The following is a 22,406-nucleotide window of genomic DNA, read 5'->3' on the forward strand; positions in this document are numbered from 1 at the left end:
GGGACTTCTCGCTCGGCCGCCATCCTCATCGGCGTGGCGCGATCGGCGCCCGCCTGCCGCGGCCCCACAGGATGAACGCCGAAAGAGCAAGCAGGATGACGTTGAGCGGCACGGCGGGGGCTTCGCCGCGGGAGAGATGAAAGATCATCGCGGCGATTTGCAGCAGCACGCAGCCGAGCGCCGCCAGCACCGTCAGGCGAGGCTGGATGCGGGTCAAGGCAGGCAGCAGCACGCCCACTCCGCCCGCAAAATCGATGACACCCATCAGGCGTAGAAACCATGCAGGGACTTCGCCGGGCCATACCCACATCGCCGCCAATTGATCGACCGGCATGAAAAATTTCATGCCGCCGAACAGGGTGAAGGCGGCAAAGATCAGCACCTGCGCGGCCCACAGCCCAATCTGGAGCCATTTGCCCGCAGGTGCAGGCAAGACAGTCGCGGTGTTGGGCATGCGAACCTCTGGAGCAAAATGTGGTGCGTCGCGCGGGATAGATAAAGCTGGAAGCTCATCGCGAAAACCGCTAAACTTTCGAGAAAAGTTATCGACAGGATCGATGAGATATGCAGCCTCACCCGACTTTGGATCAGCTCCAGGTCTTCCTGACCGTGGTGGAGAAAGGCAGCTTCTCCGCTGCATCCCGCGCCCTTAACCGAACGCAATCGGTCGTCAGCTATACGATCGCCAACCTGGAGGCGCAGCTGCGGGTGGCGCTTTTCAGCCGTTCCGGCACCAGACGACCGGAGCTGACGGAGGCCGGCAGATCCGTCGTCGAGGATGCTCGCCGCTTGCTTGGCGATCTCGATCTGATGCGGGCTCGCGTGCAGGCCTTGAGCGACGGTCTGGAGGCAGAGCTCAACGTTGCGATGAGCTCCATTGTCCCCTCGGACGTCGTCGTCGAGGTGCTGCGTGCCTTCCGCAACCACTATCCCACCGTCTCCTTGAAAGTAACGGCGGGGACACCTGTGATCGTCATGGACGAGGTAATTCATGGCAGGGCCGTCGTCGGCTTTGGCGGCACTATGGCAGTCAAAAGCGATCAGATCGTTTTCGAGCGGATCGGCCAGACGGCGATGGTCCCCGTCGCAGCCCCGGATCATCTTCTTGCCACGCTGCGCCGGCCGCTGACCCTTGCCGACGTGCGAGACGAAACCCAGCTGGTGGTCTTCGATGCTTCGGGAACGGCGAAGGGCCGGGATTTCAATGTATTCTCTCTCAAGACCTGGCGGGTCAGCGACAACGCGACGAAACATCTGTTCATCCTCGGCGGATTGGGCTGGGGCGGCCTTCCCGCATCCGTGGTCAAGGACGATCTCGCTGCAGGCCGCCTCGTCCGTCTCCGGTTTCCTGCCTTCGACCAGGGCGAGCTGCCCATCCATGCGGTCCGCAATGTTGCAAACCCGCCGGGGCCCGCTGCGAGATGGTTGACGGCGGCGTTCCAGGCGAGGCTTTCAGGCGCGGCTGGAAGCCGAGAGCCGTCGGAGGAGGATGTCGAACGCGGCCTCATGGAAGCCGATAGCTGACGGCAACAGGGATGTTACCCGCGCCAGGGCGGCGTCGCCTGGAGACGGGGTGATCGCCACGTTGCGCTCAGTTCGACGATGTTCCCTGCGTGATGGAATTCAAATGCAAGGCCGCTCCTCGCGTGGGGAGCAGCCGTTGGCCAGGGAGCGCAGCCACAGAGCGATGATTTCCGTCTTGGGCAGAGCTTTGCTGAAAAGGAAGCCTTGCGCCGAACCGCATCCATTTGCCACCAGGAAGGCTGCCTGCTCGGCGGTCTCGACGCCTTCCGCCACCACATTCTGTCCGAGACAACGGGCGATGGACAGGATTGCCTTCACAAGTTCCTCGTTGCGTTTATCCGCGCTGTTGATGAAAGACCGGTCGATCTTTAGCGTGTCGATCGGAAAGCGCGCGAGATAGTTCAGCGCCGAATAGCCGGTGCCGAAATCATCGATGGCGATCGAAAAGCCCATGTTTCGAAGTTCAGAAAGCATCTGCAGCGTTTCGTCTTTCTGATCCAGCAGCAGGCTTTCCGTTATTTCGATTTCAACCCATTCCGCGCGGCAGCCGGTCTCGTCGAGAATCTCGGCGATCGATCTTACCAGTCCGGCGGACTGGAACTGTTTGACCGACAGGTTGATCGCCACCTTATGCGGTGACCGGCTATCGGCGTTGAATTCGACCGCTGTCTGGCAAGCCTCGCGCAGCACCCATCGTCCGAGCTCCACGATCAGCCCTGTCTCTTCGGCAACCGGAATGAAGCTCGAGGGAGGGATCATGCCCATTTCGGGGTGACGCCATCTTAACAAGGCCTCGCAGCCGACTATGGCGCCGCTGTCCAAAAGCACCTTGGGCTGGTAGTGCAATTCCAACTCTCCGCGCTCGATCGCGCGGCGCAATTCCGATTCCAGCCGCATGCGCTCTTCGGCGCTCGCCGTCAGGTCCTTCGAGTAGAAGCGAAAACTGTTTCGCCCCGAGCGTTTGGCGAGATACATCGCCGAGTCGGCGTATTTCACGAGGTCGTTGGCGTCAGCGCTGTCATCGGGATAGAGCGCGATGCCGACGCTGCAAGAAATAAACAACTCCTGGCCGTCCAGCAGGAAACGTTCCTTGAACTTTTCAAGGATCGCGTTGGCCATCCGGCCGAGATCGTCACCTTGCCGGATATCCGGCAACAGGATCGCGAATTCATCGCCGCCGAGGCGCGCAACGGTGTCATAGTCGCGAACGCTTTCGTTCAGCCGCGCGGCGGCCTGGCAGAGCAACTGATCGCCGACGGGATGTCCCATCGTATCATTGACCGCCTTGAAATGATCGATGTCGATCAGCATCACGCCGGCGCGTTGGCCACGCGATACGGCAGCGGTGATCATCTGCCGCAGTCGATCGCTGAACAGCGATCGGTTCGGCAGCGAGGTCAGAGTATCGTAGAAGGCCATCTGGTGGATTTTTTGGCGCGAGACATTCAACTCAGTCACATCCCGCGACACACCGAGAACCCCGACGACGTCTCCTCCCGCGCCCAGCACCGGAACCTTGCGTGTCTCAAAAAGAACGGATTGACCGTTTTCCTGGGAGATGACCCATTCCTCGGAGGCCAGAGTACCTCCTGCCTGGATCGCCGCTTTATCCGACTCCAGAAAGACCTGAGCCCTTTCAGCACCAAACAGTTCGAGATCCGATTTGCCGACAACCTCGGACTCCGCCTTACCTGTCAGTCGTTCGAACGCGTGGTTGCACAACAGATAGACGCCGCCCATATCCTTCACCCAGACCATATCAGGAATGGTCCGAAGCACGCTGAGCAGCTGCGTCCGCATGGAATTGACGGCTTCCTCCGCCTGCTTTCGCTCGGTAATGTCACGCGAAAGTGCGAGGAGCGTGGTGATCGTCGGATCGGCGCTCGGCCGTTTGGCGACGGAGAGTTCGAACCATCGGGTCTCGCCGTTCGGCAAGGAGATCCGAATGCATCGGCCATAGGCAACGCCCTCTTTGCCGGCAGCCGCGAGAGCCTCCATCGCGATGGCCGCCTGGTCAGGCGCGAGAACCTCGTTGACCGTCTTGCCGAGCAGCATCTCCTTCTGCTGAGCCAGAAGTTCTGGGTTTCTTGTCCAGACCTGAAGGTAGCGGCCGTCCTCGTCCACCTCGAAGAGAACATCGGGAATGGCGGTGATGATCCCCTCTGCGAATTCAAGCGCTTTCTTGAGCTCCCGCTCCGCCTGCTTGTGCTCGGTAATGTCCACGATGGCGCCGATCACCCCGGCCGGATCGCCGTTGTGCCCGGTGAACACCGCCTTGTTGACGACAACATCCCGCACCGTCTGGCTCGCGGCAGTCATCTTCTTCTCGAAGCCTCGGCCTCCGCGCCCTTCGAGAAATCTCTCATCCCACGTGAACTGGAGTTCAGCCGGGTGCTCCGGATTGAGATCGAACTCGGTTTTCCCGATGATCTCCTCGCGCCTGTGGCCAAGCAAGTCTTCGAAAGCCTTGTTGCAGCCGGCGTAGCGCCCCTCCGAGTTCTTATAGAAGACCGGCAGGGGAAATGCGCCGAGCAACGCTTCGAGAAGGGCTTCCCGGTCGACGGCGGCGTCCTGATGCTGCGATCCGTCTCGCCTCTGCTCGTCCCCTTCCGTGAAAAGGGCCGGCTGCCGAAGCGATTGAGACAACGTCATCATGGATCTTCCTCACCATGGACAACCGAATGCATCATCCATCCAGTCGAGAATTCTTCCAAGAAGGCCGCCCAAGTCATTTGAGGCGAAAACGAAGGCCCGAAGTTTCCGATCGCAAAGGCACCGGCCGCTGCGACCGAGCATGTCGGCTTGGCCTGAATATTGCGGTCGGAAAATTAAGAGATCGCTGCCCTCTCTTGCGCCGCGGCAACTTTCAACGCGCGAAACGGATCGGGCCGCGCAATTTGGATATCCTCGCTTCGAGCGCAGATCCCAACCTGCGCGTCCTTTGGCTTTCATCGCCCAGCCGACGTTGCCGATGTCCAAACCAGACACACTGACAAGCCAAAGCCAATCGATCGGAAAAGCAAGGGTGGGCGCCTTGTCCGAAATCCGAATCCCGTGGCCAAATCGCGACGATTTTGTACCGAATTCTTCGCAAGGAACTGGTTTTATTGCCTTTTCACAAAAGCGTTTACGCTTCTTCAACCAGCTGGTCCACAATTTCGAGTCATTCGAATGAGGTGCTGCTTGTACTTCTCCGCCATGATGACGGGTTCAGGGACGAGCCAAAAATCCGCGCTGTCGTCAATCGATCGCGTCTATCAGAGGTGGGAATGTTCAATAATCGGTATGCATATGACGGCCCCTATTCCAAGTGCAGCGCAGATGGTGAAACTCCGGAGCATTCCGGGCAGCGGTTGTTGATGCGCAAAGCCGCACCGGCGTTGGTTCGCTGAAAGTCTCCCTTGGCAGTGTTGACAGCAAATGCCGATCGCGACAGCGGTCCGGGGAACGCACGACGTGACCCTTCTATTTCCGGCGCCAGTGCTCGAGGCGCGGACAGGGCCATGATGGCCGATCTCTAAATAAATGATCGTGATGCAACCGTCCGCATGCCGGCGGCTGCTCAGCCGGCTTGTATCTTTCTGATGGAGCGCGAATGGTGGTGGGATCGGATTTGAAAAACACGGTGATGCCGCCCGGCGAGTCCCATTCCTCCGTGGCGAAATATATCCGCTCCATCGGGCGACACTACATCGTCGCCGTCGTCGTGATGACGGTGCTGATCGGGGCAACCTTCCTGACGGTCAAGGTGGCGCTTGATCGCCATTCCCTGCAGCAGAACATCAGCTATCTGATCGGGCGCCAGTTCATTCGCTTCCAGCAGCTTGCCAATCAGACGCGAGCGATCATGCGCGCTTCCACCGACCCGAATATGCCGGAGTATATCGTCAGGCCGATGGTGGAAGACGTCCAAAACGCGATTAACGACATCCGCGCCATGAGCGCAGATTTGAACGCGTTGAATATCGAGGTCGAAGCAAATCTTCTCGAAAAGCTGAACGGGCGGGATGCCGCGTCTGAAAAGCTGCGGCTGGAACTTGACGGGCGGCTGGAGGACTTCCTTCAAAGAGCTGAACGCGTCGTGTCCGCGAAATTGCAGGATCGACGGGAGCGTTACAGTTTCTGGGGGCCGATCGACTTCGCTGTTTCCTCCGACAGCATGCTCATGCGTCAGTTCAGCGCCTTGATCGAGAGCGCGCATGACCGCAGCGACGTCAGCATCGATCATACCCGCCTGATCAGCGCCGTGCTCCTCAGCCTCACCGCAGCCACGCTGATCCTGGCGACCCTCATCCTTTTCATACCGCTGCTGATAAAACTGCGCACCGAGCACCGCCGGACTCTCGATTTCGAGATCAAACTGACGCATCTGGCGCATACCGACACGCTGACAGGCCTTGGCAACCGATCTTCGTTCAATGAGGCACTAAACGGGCTGTTCGGTTCGCTCGATCGGACAGGCTCAGGTTTTTCCATGCTGCTGGTCGATCTCGACCACTTCAAGGCCACCAACGACAGCTTTGGCCATCCCGCCGGCGATGCGGTTTTGAGCCATGTCGCGAGTGCGCTGCAGAAGACTTTCCGCACCGGCGACGTCGTCGCAAGGCTTGGTGGCGACGAGTTTGCCGCTCTCCTTCCTGGAATTTCAGATGCGGCAACGCTGGAAGGAATTGCCGGGCGCGCGGTGGCAGCCATTGCAGCGGAATGTCATTTCGAGGGCCGGTTGCTGCCGGTTTCGGCGAGCATCGGCGGCGCGGTCGTGCCCGGCCACGCGTCGGATGAGGCGACGCTCATGCGCATCGCCGATCTGGCACTTTATGCCGCCAAGGCCAAGCGCAACACAGCCGTCATCTTCGATGAAGCATCCTTTGCCCAACGTCTGGAACAGAACCGGCTTGCTGCGGCCCTCGCCGTCGCGGCCGATCGCGACGAGTTTGTCGTCTACTACCAGCAGAAGGTCAATCTGCAGACCGGCAAGCATCTCGGCTTCGAGGCACTGGTGCGCTGGCGCCATCCTCAGCTCGGCATCCTTCCGCCCGGCCGCTTCCTGCCGCTCATGGAAGGCCATATCATACAAGGCATGACGCGCTGTATCGTCAACATCGTCGCGCGTGATCTGAGGACCTGGAAAGCAGCGGGGCTCAGGGTGGGGTCGATTGCCATCAATCTGCCGGAGGCCCTGTTGGTCGGCGACGACGGTTACGCCCTCATCGCTGCGGCGGTCGAAGCAAACCACCTCGACTGGCTCGATTTTTCCATCGAGGTCACGGAAGACGTCTTCCTCAATCGCGGCGCCAATCAGATTATCGAAACCATTTCCCGTTTTCGCAAACATGGCGTGTCGGTCTCGCTCGATGATTTCGGCACCGGTTTTGCGTCGCTCGTGCATCTGCGCGACTTCCCCTTCGATGAGCTGAAGATCGACCGCAGCTTCGTTGCCGAGATCGGCAAGGATATCCGCTCGGAACAGATCATCAGGGCAATCATCGATCTGGCCCGCAACCTCGGCAAACGGTGCGTCGCGGAAGGCATCGAGGACGAGAACCAGCGTGATTTCCTTTTGAACGCCGGCTGCGAGATCGGCCAAGGTTATTTCTATGCCAAGCCGGAACCGGCGGCTGTAGCGGTCGAACGATTGGCCCGCCGGGCGGTTCTGCGCGGGATATCAGGCCGGTCGCGCAAATTGCGGGCTGAAACTGTCTCCTGAGGGAGGCGCCGCGCAGGGACGCTGCGGCAGGGTTCATCGAAGAAAGAGAGGAACGAATGAAATGGGGATTCATACGAGCATGGCTAGCCGCGGCTCTGGTGGCCGCAGGTCCTGCGACACAGGTTTTGGCGGGGCAGGACATGGCGGTCGACGTCGTGCATTTCTGGGTGTCGAAAAGCGAGTCTGCCGCACTCGATGTTTTCCGCCGGGCCTGGGCAGCCGCCGGCAACCAGTGGGTCGACATGCCGGCAGAGAACAAGGTTGCCGTCCAGCGCGTCGTGAGTGATCGTATTGCCAATGGATACGCGCCGGCGGTGATGCAATGGAATGCAAACGAGGGATCGCGCGAACTGCCGGAAATGGGCATCGTGCAAGATATAGATGATGTCGCCCAGGCGGATCATTGGCAGGACGTCATCCCCGCAACGGTTTTCAACCGGATCTCCTACAAGGGAAAAGTCTACTTTGCGCCGACCAATATCCATGCCGAAAACTGGCTGTGGACGAGCGCTGCGGCCTTGGCCGAAGCGGGTGTGAAGACGCCGCAGAGCTGGGACGAACTCTTCGACGCGGCCGAAAAAATCAAGGCGACGGGACGTCTGGCGATTGCACTCGGCGGAGCGCGATGGGAAGTGTCTCTCATTTTCAACGACATCATCTATCACAAGTTCGGCCCGGAAGGTTATGCCCGTCTCATGAGCGGCGATGCCGACTTGGTGCAGGACCCGCGCATGATCGAAGCCCTGGATATGCTGTCGCGCCTGTCCAATTATGTGGAACCGATCGAACAGCGAAAGGACAAGACATGGGCTGATGCCACGGCGGCCGTGGGCCAGGGCAAGGCCGGCATGCAGTTCATGGGCGACTGGGCCAAGGGCGAGCTTGCGGCGCGTGGCTACAGCGTCGACAAGGATTTCGATTGCAGCCTCGTTCCGGGCACGTCCATCGGATACTTCATGGTGATCGATGCCTTTGCCTTTCCGCTGACCAATCGGGACGGCACGGCAGAGGCGCAGCAGGCCTTCGCGCGCATGGTGCTCGATCGCGACAATCAGGTTGCGTTCAGCCGGATCAAGGGATCATTGCCCGTCCGCACCGATGTCGATCCGTCCGGGCTTGATCGTTGCGGCAAGCTTGGATTGGAGATGATCAAGGCGAGGAAGGGCGAAGTCAGCGCCCAATCCCAGGCCATGCCGACCCAGATGTCGGAGGGCTGGATTGCCGTGGTCGGCGACTTCTTCAACAATCGGAACATGACCGCGCAATACGCTCAAAAACGTCTGCATGATCTCCTGATGCAGCGCTGAAGGCGGGATTAAGTCAGGTTCCCTGTGGCGGGAGGGCTCCTGCCGGCAGGCGATTGCGGGACGGCGAAACTGGCCCCTCCACAATCGCCTGCTCCGCTCGTTCAATGTTTCAAGACGACCTTGCCCTGGATACCGGCAGCGACGGCGCTGTGGGCCGCACCGATCTCACTCAGCGGGAAAGTCTTGGCGATCGGAACGATCAAAACGCCACGCGAGGCAGCGTCGGCCACGGCTTCGAGCGTGGCCGCATCGGCGCGGTGATAGAGTTCGTGGATGATTACCCGATTGCCGGAATTGGCACCCTCCGGTACGGGAACGATGCTGGCGACTTGGCCGCCGTCCCTGACATGCCCGATGAGATTGGCCGCGACAGGGGCAGCAGCACTGATCGCGTAATCGAAGGTCGTGGCAGCCGGAGGCTCGGCAATGTCGAGCGCTTCTCCCGCAAGCCGGGCCGCCTCGTCAAACCGATCCGCCCGGACGCCGGCCACCGGCTTGGCGCCGATCTCCTGAAGATATTGGATGGCGGCACGGCCGACAGCCCCGAGACCGCCTGACACCAGCACGCGGTCACCCGCCTTGACGCCAAGAGCATCGACCGATTGCCGGCCGGTAAGACCCGCCTTGGGCAGAGCAGCGCCCTGCTCGAAGCTGAGATTTGCGGGGAGTTTGGCAATCGCCGAGACCGGAACGACGCCGTACTCCGCATGCGCGCCTTTACCGTTCGGTGCGAAATCGGCGATAACGCGATCGCCGATCGCAAATCCGGTCACGCCGGAGCCGATCTCGACGATGCTTCCGGCAGCGTCACCGCCCAGCACCGCGGGAAGTTCCAGGGGAATGAATTGAGCCACGTAGCCCTGGCGGATCATGAGATCGAAGTGGTTGACGGCGGAAGCCTCGATCTTGATCAGGACTTCACCGGCCCGAGGCGTGGGCCTGCCGACGTCATCGATTGTTAACTGGTCAATGTCGCCATAGGATTTGAGACGGGCAGCTTTCATGTGTCGGCACCTTTGTATAATCTGATGCGGAGATACGATAACGTTCACTATCGTTAATACGATATGATTGACTATCGCATGGAGTCAAGCGCATGAAATCATGGTCATCAGACCATCCGAAAGCGAAGTTGATGGCGAGCAAGCGGGCCGATATCCTCGCGGCGGCCAAAGCATCGTTCCTCGATACCGGTTACGAGGGAACGAGCATGGAAAGCATCGCCAAGGCGGCAAACGTCTCGATCATGACGCTCTACCGGCATGCTGAGAGCAAGGATGACCTGTTTTCAGCCGTGATCTGCAATGCCTGCGACCCGGATGACGAGGCCGAGCGGGCGCAGATGGAGGCGCTCCTTGAAAAACCTCTGAGAGACGTCCTGCTCTGGGCCGGGATGACAGCGCAAAGCCGGCTGATGGATCCCGACACGATCGCCCTCATGCGCACCGTGATCGCCGGGACCAGCCGGTTTCCCGGCCTGGCGGAGATGGCGCATACCAGCCTCGTCGGCAATCTCGAAGGCATGGTCGCCTTCATGCTCGGACTCAAACAGGAGACTCTCGGCATCAGCGCCGAGCGCCGAAGCGAACTCGCCGTGCAATTCATCGACCGGCTGCTTGGCACCCATATGCTCGGCGTGCTGATGGGACTTCCCGGTCCTTCGACACAACAGCAGCAGGAAAGAGCAGAAATTGCTGCCGACGCGCTGATCGCCGCGCTTGGTCAGCCCCTGTCAGCCGAACGCTGACACCCCACGGATGTGGGTCCTCTCGACGCGAAAGACGACGATATGCCATCCCGCGGATATCCATAATTCGCAAACATGTACAATCTGCGCAGCAAATAGCGCGTCGGCAGCCTGCTTCATGTCGAAAAATGCAGGAATTAACAAAGACTTAAGCACCTTGGATACATCTCGCACATGAGTAATTTTCATGACTTATGTGATGGTGGTTTTTGCGCTCGGGTCTTTCCTGTTCATTTGCTCGGCTCTTCAAAGCCCTCCGCGGTCTCGGCAGAGATAGGAGCGGCAATGTCGCGATTGTCGTTGCCCTCACCCTGGTGCCGATGATCGTCGCGGTCGGCGCGAGCTTTGACTATATTCGCGCTTACAATGTCAGGCAGAGGATGCAGAGCGACCTTGACGCGGCCCTGATCGCCGCCGTCAAGCAGATCGACACCTCGGACAAGGACGCCCTCGAGGAAAAGGTTTCCGACTGGTTCCACGCACAAGTCGAAAACAGCTATACGCTTGGCGACATCGACATCGATACGTCAAACCACAAGATCACCGCGACGGCCACCGGCACGGTTCCGACGACCTTGATGAAGATCGCCAATATCGACACAGTCGACGTCAGCGTGGCAAGCGCCGTCAAGGGGCCGACTACATCCTATCTCAATGTCTATATCGTTATCGACACATCCCCATCGATGCTGCTGGCGGCAACAACGTCAGGTCAGGCGACCATGTATGCCGGCATCGGATGCCAGTTCGCTTGCCACACGGGCGATTCACACAAAATCGGCAACAAGACATACAGCAACAACTATGAATACAGCACGGCCAAGAACATAAAGCTGCGCGCCGATGTCGCCGGCGACGCCGTCGAAGAAGTGCTCGACATGATCGACACGTCCGACAGCAGTCATGAACGGATCAAGGTCGGATTGTATAGCCTGGGCGACACCCTGACAGAAGTTCTAAGCCCGACGCTCAGCACGGACACGGCGCGCACCCGCCTCGCGGACGCAAGTTACGGCCTCACCAGCGCGACTTCGAAGGCAGCCACCTATTTCGACGTCTCCTTGGCGACGCTCAAGCAAAAGGTCGGCGCCGGAGGGGACGGAACCTCCTCGGGTTCACCGCTCAAGCTGGTTCTCCTGTTGACGGACGGCGTCCAGTCGAAGCGCGAATGGGTGACTGACAAGGTCACATGGAGCAATAAACAGGCGATCTCCGGGGCATATTGGAACAAAGTCGCGCCGCTCAATCCGGACTGGTGCGGTTATCTGAAAGATCAATCCGACACCATGGCCGTGCTTTACACGGAATATCTGCCGATCACCACGGACTGGGGTTACAACGCCACCGTCGGCTCGACAATGGCAAGCGCCAACTGGAAGAGCACCTGGGGCGGCACCATGGATAGCGGCGTGTCGACCAGCATCACGAGGCGCGACTACATCCCCTATGCGCTTTCGGACTGCGCATCGTCCACGAGCCTGTTTATATCAGCGTCATCATCGGCCGAGATCACGGCCGGCCTGTCGGCGCTCTTTACCCAGTATCTTGCATCCGTTCGGCTGACCCAATGAGTCGCAGGAAATTCTTTGCATCGCCGCGCCTCTTGCTCGCCGATCGAGACGGGGTGGCTGCGATCGAATTTGCGATCCTGGCTCTGCCGCTCTTCATCATGATATTCGGCATTATCGAAATATCCCTGATGTTTTTCGTCAACTCTTCCCTGGATGCTTCGGTGCACAAGATTTCCCGGATGATCCGCACCGGCGAGGTCGCGTCCTCCAATATGACTTTGGCCGATTTCAAGGCCAAAATTTGCAGCGACATGCTTCTCTCGTTCAATTGTTCCAGCGATCTCCTGGTCAAGGTGAACGTGCTCTCCGACATCTCGTCCGCCGCCAGCGCCGATCCCATCGACGACAGCGGCAATCTCACCGTCACCGAGAGCTTTGATGTCGGCAAGGGCAGCGACTACATCCTGGTTCAGACGTTCCTGCCCTGGACGGCCGTCGTCAATTTCTTCAGCCTGTCGAGCGCCAAGCTTTCCGATGGCCGCTACCTGCTCGGTTCTGCCGTTCTGTTCCGCAACGAGCCTTTCTGACCATGATACCGAGCCTGTCCTTTTTCCGGTGTACCCTATCCGCGATCCGCCGCCTCACGCACGACCGGTCGGCTGCCTCGGGCGTAGAATTCGCGCTCGTTCTGCCGATCCTGGTGATGCTGCTGTTCGGCACCGTCGATCTCGGCCACGCGCTCACGGTCAGCCGAAAGATCGATGAGATCGCCTCCTCCACAGGCGATATGATTTCACAGCAAAGCTCCTGGACAAAGTCCGACGTTGCCAAGCTTCTCACCGGCGCGAGCTTCATCCTGCAGCCCTATGACACGACGGGGCTGACGATCACGCTTACGGTCAACGATGTCAGCAGCAGCGGCAGCGCCACCGTCAACTGGTCCGCCGCACTCAACACCACCGCGCTCAACTCAGGCACGGCGAGCGCGATCACGATACCTTCAGAGATACAGGAAACGGACGTGCAGGTCGTGCTGACCCGGGTGCAATACACGTTGACGACACCGGTCTCGGCGTTCTTTTCGAACTTTACCGGACAGAATGGCTACAGCTTCGATCAGCATTTCTTCAATCGCCCGAGGGTCACCGACAAGATCACTTACAATTGAGCTGCAGGATCTGCCGCCGCCTTTCAAGCCACGGCTTGCGCGCCAGTGATTTCAACGAGCGAGCCGCACATGAAGGCCGCTTCATCCGAGGCCAGAAAGGCAACGAGTGCCGCCACCTCCTCCGGCTTGCCGATGCGGCCGTAGGGAACGAGCTTGTCAAGATCGGCGATCGTCCGGCCGGAACGGGTCACGCCGGCTTCGAGCATCGGCGTATGGATTTCGCCGGGGCAGACGGCATTGACCCGGATCTTGTCGGGCGCATAGTCGCGGGCGAGATTCTGGGTGAAGGCGGCGACCGCCGCCTTTGTCGTGTTATAGGCGATGTGGTTCGGCGCCGGATAGAGACCCCATTGCGAAGCCGTGTTGACGATCGCGCCGCCGCCGGCAGCGATCATGTGCGGCAGGGCCGCGCGGCAGAGGTGGAACATCGAATCCAGGTTGACTGCGAAACTCAGCTGCCAGTCTTCATCCGAAAGGGAAAGCAGGTTTCCACGCCGGTTGATGCCGGCATTGTTGACCAGCACGTCCAGCCGCCCCTTGATCGCAAAGGCTTTCTCGATGAGTTCGACGCATTCCGGCTTGCGGGAGATGTCGGCCGCGATGGCAGTCGCCGATCCGCCCGCCGCCTCGATGAGCGAGGCGACGTCGCCTGCGGCCTGTGCATTGGCATCCGTCACCACCACCAGGGCGCCTTCGTCGGCCAACCTCTTCGATATGGCCGACCCTATACCGCCGCCGCCGCCCGTGACCACCGCGACCTGACCCACAAACCTTTTCATATCGAAACTCCCTATCTGATGTAGCTGCCGCCGTTGACGTCGAACGTCGCCCCATTGACCGACGCCTGCGAAGGGCGAAGCAGGAAGGCCACCAGCTCGGCGATCTCCGCCGTCTCGGCCATCTCGCCGATCGGGATATCGCTGACGGCAGCCTCCTTGCCGTGCTTCGCCACGAAGTCCTCGGCCATGTCGGTGCGCACCCATCCCGGCGCGATGGAGACGGCAACGACGCCGTCGCGCCCAAAGCTGCGCGCAATCGACTTTGTGAGATTGATCAGCGCCGCCTTGGTCGCCCCGTAAGGCATGGCGTCGGCCGGGTAGCCGCGCTGGCCCGCCCGGCTTGCCATGTTGACTATCCGCCCTCCGCCATTCTGCTTGAAATGCACCAGAGCCTCCTTGCACAGGTCGGCCGCCGCGAAGAAGTTCACCTGAAACTCCTTCTGCCAGGCGGCCCGCCAGTCGGCGGGATCGGCATCGATCGAAATCTCGTTGCGGATGCCGGCATTGTTGACGACGGCATGGATCCGCCCGGCCGCCATGAGTGCGTCGCGCCACAGTTCGAAGGCGCCGTCCGGGCGGGAGAGGTCGGCCTGGACGATCAGGCCGTCGCCACCGATCTTGCGAAGCAGGGCTTCCGCCCCTTCCCTGTCGCGTCTGTAGTGGATGACCGGCCGCGCGCCTTCCGCAGACAGGCGCTCGATGATGGCGGCGCCGATGCCGCCCGACGCCCCGGTGACGAGGACACTCTGGCCGGCCAGTGGTGGAAGGTGAGACATCTTCGGCTCCTAACCGAGAAGGCCGACCTGGGGACCCCAGGTGTCGGACAATGCAAATCCTGCGGTGAAGGGATCGTCGTCCGAGATGCGCAACTGCTCCCGGCCATAGACGAAGGCCCGGCCGGTTATTCTCGGCAGCACGGCGCGGCGGCCGCCGACCTCGGCTTCGCCGATCGCCTCTGCGAGAAACTCGCCGCCGATGATCGACCGCGACGTCCTGCGGTCGCCGACAGCAATCTCACCGCGGGCATAGAGCACAGCAAGGTTTGCCGAACTGCCGGTTCCACAGGGCGAACGATCGACACGGCCGGGCTGCAGCGTCGTGCAGGTCCGCACCGCGCCGTCGGCTTCGCGGCCGCGGAACATCACGTAAGCGATCTCATTGACGCCGTTCAGCACCGGATGGACAATCGAAACTTGACCTGCGATCAGCGACTTCAGTTCGATGCCGGCTTCCGCCAGCAACCGGGCGTTGGCAGGCGCAATATCGAGACCAAGCTGCTCGACATCCACCAGCGCATAGTAGACGCCGCCGAAGGCGACGTCGATCTTGATGCGGCCCCATTTCGGCGTCTCCACCTCCCGGTCCAGCGCTTCGGCAAAGCTCGGCACATTGTCGAGGCTGACCGACAGGCAGCGGCCATCGCGGCAGGCGGCGCGCGCAACGATGAGGCCGGCGGGCGTATCCAGGCGCACCACCGTCTCCGGTTCCGACATCGGCACCCGCCCGCTCTCGAGAAGGGCGGTCACCACGCAGATGCAGTTGCTGCCGGACATCGGATGAGCGCGGTCGGCCTGGAGGACGATGAAGCCGGCATCCGCATCGCTGCGCGTCGGCTCAACCAGCAGGTTTACCGACATGGCGACATTGGCGCGCGGCTCGAAGGTGACGAAACGGCGCAGGCTGTCGTCAACCGTGTTGATGTGGTTCATCCTGTCGAGCATCGTCGCGCCGGGTATGTCGGGCGCTCCCGACATGATGACCTTGCCGATCTCGCCCTGGCAGTGGACCTGCAGCAGATCGAGGCTCCGGTTCCAGTTCATTCGGCCGCCTCCGGCTTGATGTACCAGCCCCAAGGATCCTCGCTGGCGAAGCGGGTGATCTGCTTGGTCTCGAGATAGTTGTCGAGACCCCAACGTCCGAGTTCGCGGCCAATGCCGGATTCCTTGTAACCGCCCCAGGGCGCCTCGGTGAATGTCGGCTGCGAGCAGTTGATCCAGACGATGCCGGCGCGGAAGGCGGCCGCGACACGCTCGGCCCGGATGTCGTCCTTCGACATGACGGCGGCCGCCAGGCCGAAGCGGGAATCATTGGCGAGTTCGACCGCCTCCTCTTCTGACTTGAACGGCCGGATGCAGACAACAGGCCCGAAGATCTCCTCCACCCAGGCGGCGCTGTCGAGCGGAACGTCGGTCAGAATGGTCGGCTGCAGGTAGTAACCCTTGTCGAACCCTTCAGGACGGGCGCCGCCGCAGGCAACGGTCGCACCCACCTGCCGGGCCTCTTCGATCGCCGCGACGACCTGCTCGTGCTGGCGCTTGGAAACCAGCGGCCCGAGGAGCACGCCCTCGTCCAGGCCATTGCCGATCTTGATCTTGTTGGTTTCCTCGACCAGACGCGCGAGCAAACCTTCGTAGATGGTGTCCTGCACGAGGACTCTTGACGTCGCCGAGCAGACCTGACCCTGGTTCCAGAAGATGCCGAACATGATCCATTCGACGGCCTTGTCGATATCGGCGTCCTCGAAGACGACGAAGGGCGACTTGCCGCCGAGCTCCAGGCTGACGCGCTTGATATCGCGGGCGGCGGCCGCCATGATTTTCGAGCCGACCGGGCCGGAGCCGGTAAAGGCGAGTTTATCCACTTGCTTGTGATCGATGATCGCCTGGCCGGCGACCGATCCGGCGCCGGTTACGATGTTGAGGACACCTGGAGGCAACCCGGCTTGATCGGCGACATCAGCCAGTTCGAGCGCCGTCAGCGATGTCAGTTCGGCGGGCTTCAGCACCACGGTGCAGCCGGCGGCGAGTGCGGGGGCAACCTTCCATGCCGCCATCAGCAGCGGGTAGTTCCAGGGAATGATGGCGCCGGCCACGCCGATCGGTTCGCGCACCGCCTTGGAGGTGAAGCGCTGGTCGGGAAGCGCGATCGCCTCCTCGGGATTGTTGTCGAGCTGTTCGGCCAGACCCGCATAGAAATCGAAGCAGCCGGCCGCGTCGGCGATGTCCCAGTCGGCCTCCGGAAACGGCTTGCCGTTGTCAAGAACTTCGAGGCGGGCGATCTCGGCCTGACGGGCGCGGATTCCGTTGGCAATCGCGCGAAGATATCCGGCGCGCTGGGCGCCCGTCAGCTTCGGCCAGCCGCCCTTGTCGAAGGCCCGGCGAGCCGCTTTGACGGCGAGATCGACATCTTCGGCTGTTGCGGCTCCGATCGTCTGGATCACCTCCTCCGTCGCGGGGTTGGTCACCTCGCAGGCGCCGCCCTTGACCGGCTTCACCCATTTTCCATCGATATAGAGTTCGCTTCGCATGTTCACTCCCTTTCTCCTTGCGACGGCACCGCTTTCAGAAGCGATCGACGCGATAGGGTTGCATATCCACGGGCGGCTGAACGCCGGTGATGAGGTCGGCCATCAGACGGCCGGTCGTGGCCGCATAGGTAAGGCCGAGATGTCCGTGGCCGGTTGCGTACCAGACGTTGCGGCGCTTGGCTGATGGACCCATGACCGGAACGGTGTCAGGCAGCGCCGGGCGATGCCCCATCCACTCCGTCGCCTGCCGGACCTGCAGATCCGGCAACGCCTCCTGAGCCCGCTTCACCAGAATCTTCGCGCGCCGATAATCCGGGGACGCGTCGAGGCCGGCCATCTCGACCGTGCCGCCGACGCGGATGCCGCCCGCCGTCGGCGTGACCATGAAGGCGCGCGCCGGCCAGATGATGGAATGGCGCATCGAGATACCGGGCTCCATGATCTGCGTGTGGTAGCCGCGCTCGGTTTCGAGCGGGATATGTTCGCGCAGCAGAGCGGAAAGCCGGGCGGTGAAGGCGCCGGCAGCCAGCACGACCTTCTCGGTCGTAAGACTGCGCCCGTCCGCCAGCCGGAGAGCGGAAACACCGGCCTCGCCCTGCTCTAAGCCGGCGATCTCACCACGGACGGTCCTGCCGCCGAGCGCCTCGAACCTTTCGGCAAGGGCGGTGACAAGCCTGTATGGGTCGGTGATCGACCGGTTGTCGGGAAAGAGCACCGCCTTGCCGATCTTCGTCGTCAAAAAAGGCTCGAGATCCCGGATGGCGTTGCCGCCGAGAATTTCGTGCCTGAAACCGAACCGTTCCAGGATTTCGATATGCTCGCGATCGGCCTTGAATTCGGCCTCGTCGGTATAGAGGCTGAGGCAGCCCTCGGCCGTCAGCATGTGCGTCAGGCCGGTTTCCTTCAGCAGCGCGTCCAGATCGTCGTAGACGCGGCCGCAGAGCGCGGCGCCGGCCGCCTCCAGCGCCCTCAGCTTGGAGGGACGGCTGGCGGCCAGGAACCTGAGGAACCAGGGCACCAGCTTCGGCAGGTAGCCAGGCCGGATGCGTACCGGCCCCTCCGGATCGAGCAGCCATTTCGGCATCTGCGCCCAGATGCCGGGCCGCGAGGCCGGCATGAACTCGGTGACGGCGATACTTGCCATGTTGCCGTAGGAAGCACCGCGGCCCGGCGCGTCGCGATCGACAAGCGTCACGGAAAGGCCGCGGCGCTGGAGTTCATAGGCGATGGTGACGCCGATAATGCCGGCGCCGACGACCACGATTGATGACACGGCGAACCTCACGATTTCAGTGGTCCCTGGCGCGGCTTGGCCGCTCCAGATCTGTTACCAATTCAGGATCGGCTGCATCGCGGCCTTGAATTCGGCCTTTTCCTCCGGTGTCAGTTCGCCGAGCGGCGCGCGGCATATACCCACGGGCAAGCCCTGAAGCTCGCAGCCATACTTGATCTTCTGCACGAACTTGCCGCTTTCGAGGATGTTCATCGCCCGGTAGAGCGTTTTCATCTGCTCGCGCGCCTTATCCAGATCGCCGGATCGGAACGTGCGGTCGAGGTCACAGCAGGCCTTGGCCATGCAGTTCGACGGTCCGCAGATCCAGCTTTCGGCGCCCCAGAACATGAAGTCGAGCGCGATATCGTCTGAGCCGCTGACAAGCTGGATCTTGCCGTCATAGCGGCTGGCGATGTCGACCGCGCGCTGCAGCACGCCCGAGCTTTCCTTGATCCCGATCACGCGCGGATTATCGGCAAAATGATCCATCAGCTCGAAACTGATGTCCGAACCATCCTTGGCCGGATAGGAATAGAGGACGAGGCTCACATCGACGGCGCCGAGGACGGCTTCATAGTGCTTGATGAGCTCCGTTTGTGTCGGACGGGTATAAAATGGCGGCGCCAGCAGGACCGTGTCATAACCGATATCCCTCGCCATAGCCGTCTGCTCGATCACCTCGCGAGTGGCGGGCGCGTTGGTGCCGGCGATCAGAATTTCGCCCGGCCTGGCGAAATCCTTGACGAACTGCAGCACGTCGCGGCGCTCTTCCCTGGATTGGCTGAAATACTCTCCGGTCGAGCCGTTTGGAACCCAGCCGGTGACGCCTGCCTCGCGCAGATGCGTCAGAAGCCTTTCGAACGCCTTGAAGTCGATCCTGTTGTTCGCGTCGAAGGGAGTGATGAGCGCGGGCATGACGCCGGAAAGTTTCATGGGATTTCTCCTGTCCTGGGAAAGACTGATTAGATTGCGAGCTTCTTGAGAATGCGCCCCTCGATGAGGGAGACGGCCCGCGTGAGTGGGAAGGCGATGACGAAGTAGATGAGGGCGACGACCGTCAGCACTTCGACGGGACGGGCGGTGTTGTTGGAGATGTTCTGGCCGACGAACATCAGGTCCGCCATGCCGACGGCCGAGACCAGGGCGCTCTCCTTGAAGAGGCTGACGCAGTTCGACAACAGCGTTGGGATTGCGCGCAGCACCGCCTGCGGCAGCACGACGTTGACGACCTGGGCCCTTTTCGGAAGACCGAGGGCGACGCAGGCGTCCAGCTGCTCCCGGCCGATCGACTTGAGGCTCGCCCGAAAGGTCTCGCTGGTGATCGCCCCCATATAGAGCGTCAGCGCGATGACGCCGGACGCCAGGTTCGAGAGCTCGACGCCGAGGAGCAGCGGCAGGCAGAAGAAGATCCAGAAGAGCTGGATAAGCACCGGCGTGCCGCGGAAGAATTCGACATAGGCGCCCGAGACCGCGCGAAGCGCGAGGTTGCGCGACGTCCTCATCAGGCCGACGAGAAAGCCGAGGGTGCATCCGAGCACGATGCAGATGACCGTCAGCTTGATCGTCATCCACAGGCCGAGCAGAAGGGCGTTTTCGAAACGCAGCAGGATCGAGAAGTCGAGAGTCATCCGGGCCTCCTAGCTGACGAGGATCTGGCGGCGGCGTTCAAGCAGGCCGACGATCTGGGTTATCGGGAAGGACACGGCGAAATAAATGAGAGCGACGACGGTGAAGGTCTCGATCGGGCGATAGGTCTCGGTGGCCAGCGTCTTGCCCTGGTACATCAGGTCCTGGATCGCCACGATCGCAACCAGCGCGCTCTGCTGGAAGATGACGATGCCGTTGGTCAGAAGCACCGGGATCGAGGCGCGGAAGGCCGTCGGGAAGACGATGTGGAGCACGCGCTGCAGCGGATTGAGGCCGAGCGCGATGCCGGCGTCGAGCTGTTCGCGCGGCACCGCCTGGATGGACGCCCGGTACGCCTCGGCGTTGAACGCCATCAGATTGAGGCCGAGCGCCATGATGCCCATCGTCACCGGGTCGAGGAAGACGTCGAACAGCATCGGTACGCAATAGAATATCCAGACGATCTGGACGATGGCCGGCGTGCAGCGGAAGAATTCGACGAACAGCATGAACGGCAGCCGGACGATCCGGTAAGGGCTCATGATCAGCAAAGCGAGCGCGAAGCCGAAGACGATACCGATGACATTTGCCGCAGCCGTCAGTTCCAGCGAAACCCACAACCCCTGCAGAAGCGGCGCCAGCGAAACCGCGTTGAAGTCGAACGTGTAGTTCATGGATGCCCCTCCCTACTGCTTGATATGGAAGACGCGGTCGATGAATTCCTTGGTGCGCTCCTCGCGCGGGGCGCCGAGCACCTGCTCGGGAGGGCCGTCCTCGACGACCACGCCACCGGCGCAGAAGATCACGCGGGAGGCGATGTTCTTGGCGAACCACATGTCATGGGTGACGATCATCATCGGCATGTCCTGGGCGGCTAGTTGCAGGATCACCTGCTCCACCTCGCTGACGAGCTCGGGGTCGAGGGCCGACGTGACTTCGTCGAAAAGCATCAGCTTCGGGTCGAGCATGAGTGCGCGGGCGATGGCGACACGCTGCTTCTGGCCGCCAGAAAGCTGGGCCGGATAGGCCTTGGACTTGGCGCCGAGCCCGAACCGCTCGAGCAGCGCCTGAGCGCGGGCCGCGGCCTTCGCCTTGGCTTCTCCACGCACTTTGCAGGGAGCGAGGATCAGGTTCTGAAGGACGTTGAGATGCGGAAACAGCGTGTAATGCTGAAAGACCATGCCGATCGAACGGCGGACATTGGTGTCGATCTGGGTCTTCCTGCCTGCCCCGTCGGAAGAAATATAAGGCTTTCCATCGAAATTGACCGACCCGCTGTCGATCTGCTCGAGCCCCATCATCACTCTCAGCAGCGTGCTCTTGCCGCCGCCGCTGGGACCGATGACGACGACGCGTTCGCCGGGCTTCAATGTCGATGCCTTTCAGCACCTGAATGGCTCCATTGCCATAGCTTTTGTGGAGCGCCTGCATTTTCACGAGGGGAAGGCTGAAGGAAGTGGTCATGCCAATCTCCGATGATCGAAGCTGGAGAGGGCCGGCGCGATCTTCGCACCGGCCCGGCGAGGTTACTTTGCGCCCTTGAGGACTTCGTCGACCGCCTTCTTGATCAGTTCGTCGACGTGACCGGTCGCGACCTTCTCTTCGAGGAAGATATCGACCACCTCGACGTCGGCAGCCGAGAGATTGTGCGGCAGGCCGAAGGCGACGCCCTGCTTGGCGAGCGCCGGCGTCGGATTGAGCGCCACCGCCCAATCCGGGTTCGACTGGGTGAAGAGCTGGTTGGTGTCGGAGGCGTCGACCAGGATGTCGGCACGCTTCGAGGTTACCGCCAGGCGGGTCTCGTCATTGCCGGGAAGACGCATGATCGTGGCGTTCTTCACCGCTGCGGAAATGGCCTTGTCCTGCGCCGTGCCCGACATGACGGCGAGCGTCACGCCTGCTTTGTCGATATCGGTGACCGAAGCAGCACCAGCCGTAATCTTCGGATTGTTTTTGTTATAGGCGAGCGAGATCTGGTACTCCATCGCCGGAATCGAGAACTGCACCGCCATGGCGCGCGCCGGCGTCCGGTTCAGCGCCAGCGACAGATCCCATTTGCCCGCCTGCAGGCCGGCGACGATATTGTCCCAGGTCGTATCGACGAATTCGGGCTTCACCTTCAGGACATCGGCAAATTCCTTGCACAGATCGGCGAAGAAGCCGGAATATTCGCCGGTCGCCGGATCACGCATGACATAGGGCGGCGCGACAGCCGCACCGCAGCGCAGCACACCCGCCTTCTGCACGCCCTGCCAATATCCCTCGGCGGTCTCAGCCCGTGCGGCGGTTGCGGAAAGGCCTCCCATCAGGGCGAGCGCGGGCAGCGCCCGCAAGGCGGACGTCATCAACTTCGAAAGCATCGGCATTTCTCTTTTGCTGTGCGCGAAGCGCGCGGTTCCACTCGTCGGCTGTAGCCGTTTCTGTTATTTTCTTGTCGGCTCCGTGTCGACTAGCAAC

The 22,406-nt window shown here is 61.3% G+C and carries 20 protein-coding genes and 1 pseudogene; 7 read left to right on the forward strand and 14 right to left on the reverse strand.

From position 1 onward, the window contains the following. Nucleotides 1-25 precede the first annotated feature (25 nt). Nucleotides 26-454 (reverse strand): DoxX family protein, encoded by a 429-nt coding sequence (locus FHT79_RS24845; protein WP_183904352.1) that lies wholly within the window; start codon nt 452-454, stop codon nt 26-28. A gap of 110 nt (nt 455-564) precedes the next feature. Here FHT79_RS24845 and FHT79_RS24850 point away from each other — a divergent pair, with 110 nt between their 5' ends. Beyond that, nucleotides 565-1,524, forward strand: coding sequence for a LysR family transcriptional regulator (locus FHT79_RS24850; protein WP_183904353.1), 960 nt, complete (start codon nt 565-567; stop codon nt 1,522-1,524). Nucleotides 1,525-1,623: 99 nt separating this feature from the next. On the opposite strand, the gene FHT79_RS24855 is transcribed toward FHT79_RS24850, so the two are convergent. Beyond that, nucleotides 1,624-4,179: an EAL domain-containing protein gene (locus FHT79_RS24855; RefSeq protein WP_183904354.1), complete on the reverse strand. Its 2,556-nt coding sequence runs from the start codon at nt 4,177-4,179 to the stop codon at nt 1,624-1,626. Between the two features lie 9 nt (nt 4,180-4,188). Beyond that, the gene (locus tag FHT79_RS24860) at nt 4,189-4,665 is read right to left on the reverse strand and encodes a hypothetical protein (RefSeq protein ID WP_155295736.1); all 477 of its coding nucleotides are present in this window, start codon (nt 4,663-4,665) and stop codon (nt 4,189-4,191) included. A gap of 454 nt (nt 4,666-5,119) precedes the next feature. Here FHT79_RS24860 and FHT79_RS24865 point away from each other — a divergent pair, with 454 nt between their 5' ends. Both FHT79_RS24865 and FHT79_RS24870 read left to right on the forward strand, forming a co-directional pair. Next, complete coding sequence (locus tag FHT79_RS24865) at nt 5,120-7,231, forward strand: EAL domain-containing protein (protein ID WP_047616876.1); 2,112 nt, start codon at nt 5,120-5,122, stop codon at nt 7,229-7,231. A gap of 56 nt (nt 7,232-7,287) precedes the next feature. Then, complete coding sequence (locus FHT79_RS24870; protein ID WP_183904355.1) at nt 7,288-8,538, forward strand: ABC transporter substrate-binding protein; 1,251 nt, start codon at nt 7,288-7,290, stop codon at nt 8,536-8,538. 101 nt (nt 8,539-8,639) lie between these two features. On the opposite strand, the gene FHT79_RS24875 is transcribed toward FHT79_RS24870, so the two are convergent. Continuing rightward, complete coding sequence (locus FHT79_RS24875; RefSeq protein WP_183904356.1) at nt 8,640-9,542, reverse strand: NADP-dependent oxidoreductase; 903 nt, start codon at nt 9,540-9,542, stop codon at nt 8,640-8,642. Nucleotides 9,543-9,673: 131 nt separating this feature from the next. Between FHT79_RS24875 and FHT79_RS24880 the strand changes: the two genes are divergently transcribed. The 4 genes from FHT79_RS24880 (at nt 9,674) to FHT79_RS24895 (ending at nt 12,964) form a co-directional block, all read left to right on the forward strand. Then, entirely contained in the window at nt 9,674-10,285 is a 612-nt protein-coding gene (locus FHT79_RS24880) for a TetR/AcrR family transcriptional regulator (RefSeq protein WP_210304837.1), read from the forward strand. A 209-nt stretch (nt 10,286-10,494) separates the two neighbouring features. Continuing rightward, nucleotides 10,495-11,856 carry a TadE/TadG family type IV pilus assembly protein gene (locus FHT79_RS24885; protein ID WP_183904358.1) on the forward strand — a complete coding sequence of 454 codons (1,362 nt, stop codon included), beginning with the start codon at nt 10,495-10,497 and terminating at the stop codon, nt 11,854-11,856. After that, nucleotides 11,853-12,383 (forward strand): TadE/TadG family type IV pilus assembly protein, encoded by a 531-nt coding sequence (locus tag FHT79_RS24890; protein WP_183904359.1) that lies wholly within the window; start codon nt 11,853-11,855, stop codon nt 12,381-12,383. Before FHT79_RS24885 ends, FHT79_RS24890 begins: the two co-directional genes overlap by 4 nt. Nucleotides 12,384-12,385: 2 nt before the next feature. Further along, a complete protein-coding gene (locus tag FHT79_RS24895) occupies nt 12,386-12,964 on the forward strand; it encodes a TadE/TadG family type IV pilus assembly protein (RefSeq protein WP_183904360.1) in 579 nt (192 codons plus the stop codon). 23 nt (nt 12,965-12,987) lie between these two features. On the opposite strand, the gene FHT79_RS24900 is transcribed toward FHT79_RS24895, so the two are convergent. The 10 genes and pseudogenes from FHT79_RS24900 to FHT79_RS24945 all read right to left on the reverse strand — a co-directional run bounded on the left by FHT79_RS24900 (nt 12,988) and on the right by FHT79_RS24945 (nt 22,309). After that, nucleotides 12,988-13,743: an SDR family NAD(P)-dependent oxidoreductase gene (locus tag FHT79_RS24900; protein ID WP_183904361.1), complete on the reverse strand. Its 756-nt coding sequence runs from the start codon at nt 13,741-13,743 to the stop codon at nt 12,988-12,990. Between the two features lie 11 nt (nt 13,744-13,754). After that, nucleotides 13,755-14,519 (reverse strand): SDR family oxidoreductase, encoded by a 765-nt coding sequence (locus FHT79_RS24905; RefSeq protein ID WP_183904362.1) that lies wholly within the window; start codon nt 14,517-14,519, stop codon nt 13,755-13,757. Between the two features lie 9 nt (nt 14,520-14,528). Further along, on the reverse strand, nt 14,529-15,563 hold the full coding sequence (locus FHT79_RS24910) for a proline racemase family protein (protein ID WP_183904363.1): 1,035 nt from the start codon (nt 15,561-15,563) through the stop codon (nt 14,529-14,531). Continuing rightward, nucleotides 15,560-17,050 (reverse strand): aldehyde dehydrogenase family protein, encoded by a 1,491-nt coding sequence (locus FHT79_RS24915; protein ID WP_183904447.1) that lies wholly within the window; start codon nt 17,048-17,050, stop codon nt 15,560-15,562. The genes FHT79_RS24910 and FHT79_RS24915 overlap by 4 nt, the downstream gene beginning before the upstream one ends. Nucleotides 17,051-17,084: 34 nt before the next feature. After that, the gene (locus FHT79_RS24920) at nt 17,085-18,323 is read right to left on the reverse strand and encodes an FAD-dependent oxidoreductase (RefSeq protein WP_047616851.1); all 1,239 of its coding nucleotides are present in this window, start codon (nt 18,321-18,323) and stop codon (nt 17,085-17,087) included. A gap of 54 nt (nt 18,324-18,377) precedes the next feature. Next, nucleotides 18,378-19,256, reverse strand: a complete 879-nt coding sequence (locus FHT79_RS24925; RefSeq protein WP_183904364.1) for a dihydrodipicolinate synthase family protein — start codon at nt 19,254-19,256, stop codon at nt 18,378-18,380. A gap of 29 nt (nt 19,257-19,285) precedes the next feature. Beyond that, entirely contained in the window at nt 19,286-19,951 is a 666-nt protein-coding gene (locus FHT79_RS24930; RefSeq protein WP_047616847.1) for an amino acid ABC transporter permease, read from the reverse strand. 9 nt (nt 19,952-19,960) lie between these two features. Next, nucleotides 19,961-20,623 (reverse strand): amino acid ABC transporter permease, encoded by a 663-nt coding sequence (locus tag FHT79_RS24935; protein WP_047616844.1) that lies wholly within the window; start codon nt 20,621-20,623, stop codon nt 19,961-19,963. 12 nt (nt 20,624-20,635) lie between these two features. Continuing rightward, nucleotides 20,636-21,413 (reverse strand): annotated as a pseudogene (locus FHT79_RS24940) (amino acid ABC transporter ATP-binding protein). A gap of 62 nt (nt 21,414-21,475) precedes the next feature. Continuing rightward, a complete protein-coding gene (locus tag FHT79_RS24945; protein ID WP_183904365.1) occupies nt 21,476-22,309 on the reverse strand; it encodes a transporter substrate-binding domain-containing protein in 834 nt (277 codons plus the stop codon). Between the last annotated feature and the right edge of the window lie 97 nt (nt 22,310-22,406).

The sequence above is a fragment of the Rhizobium sp. BK212 genome, from assembly GCF_014197475.1.
Lineage (GTDB): Bacteria > Pseudomonadota > Alphaproteobacteria > Rhizobiales > Rhizobiaceae > Rhizobium > Rhizobium anhuiense.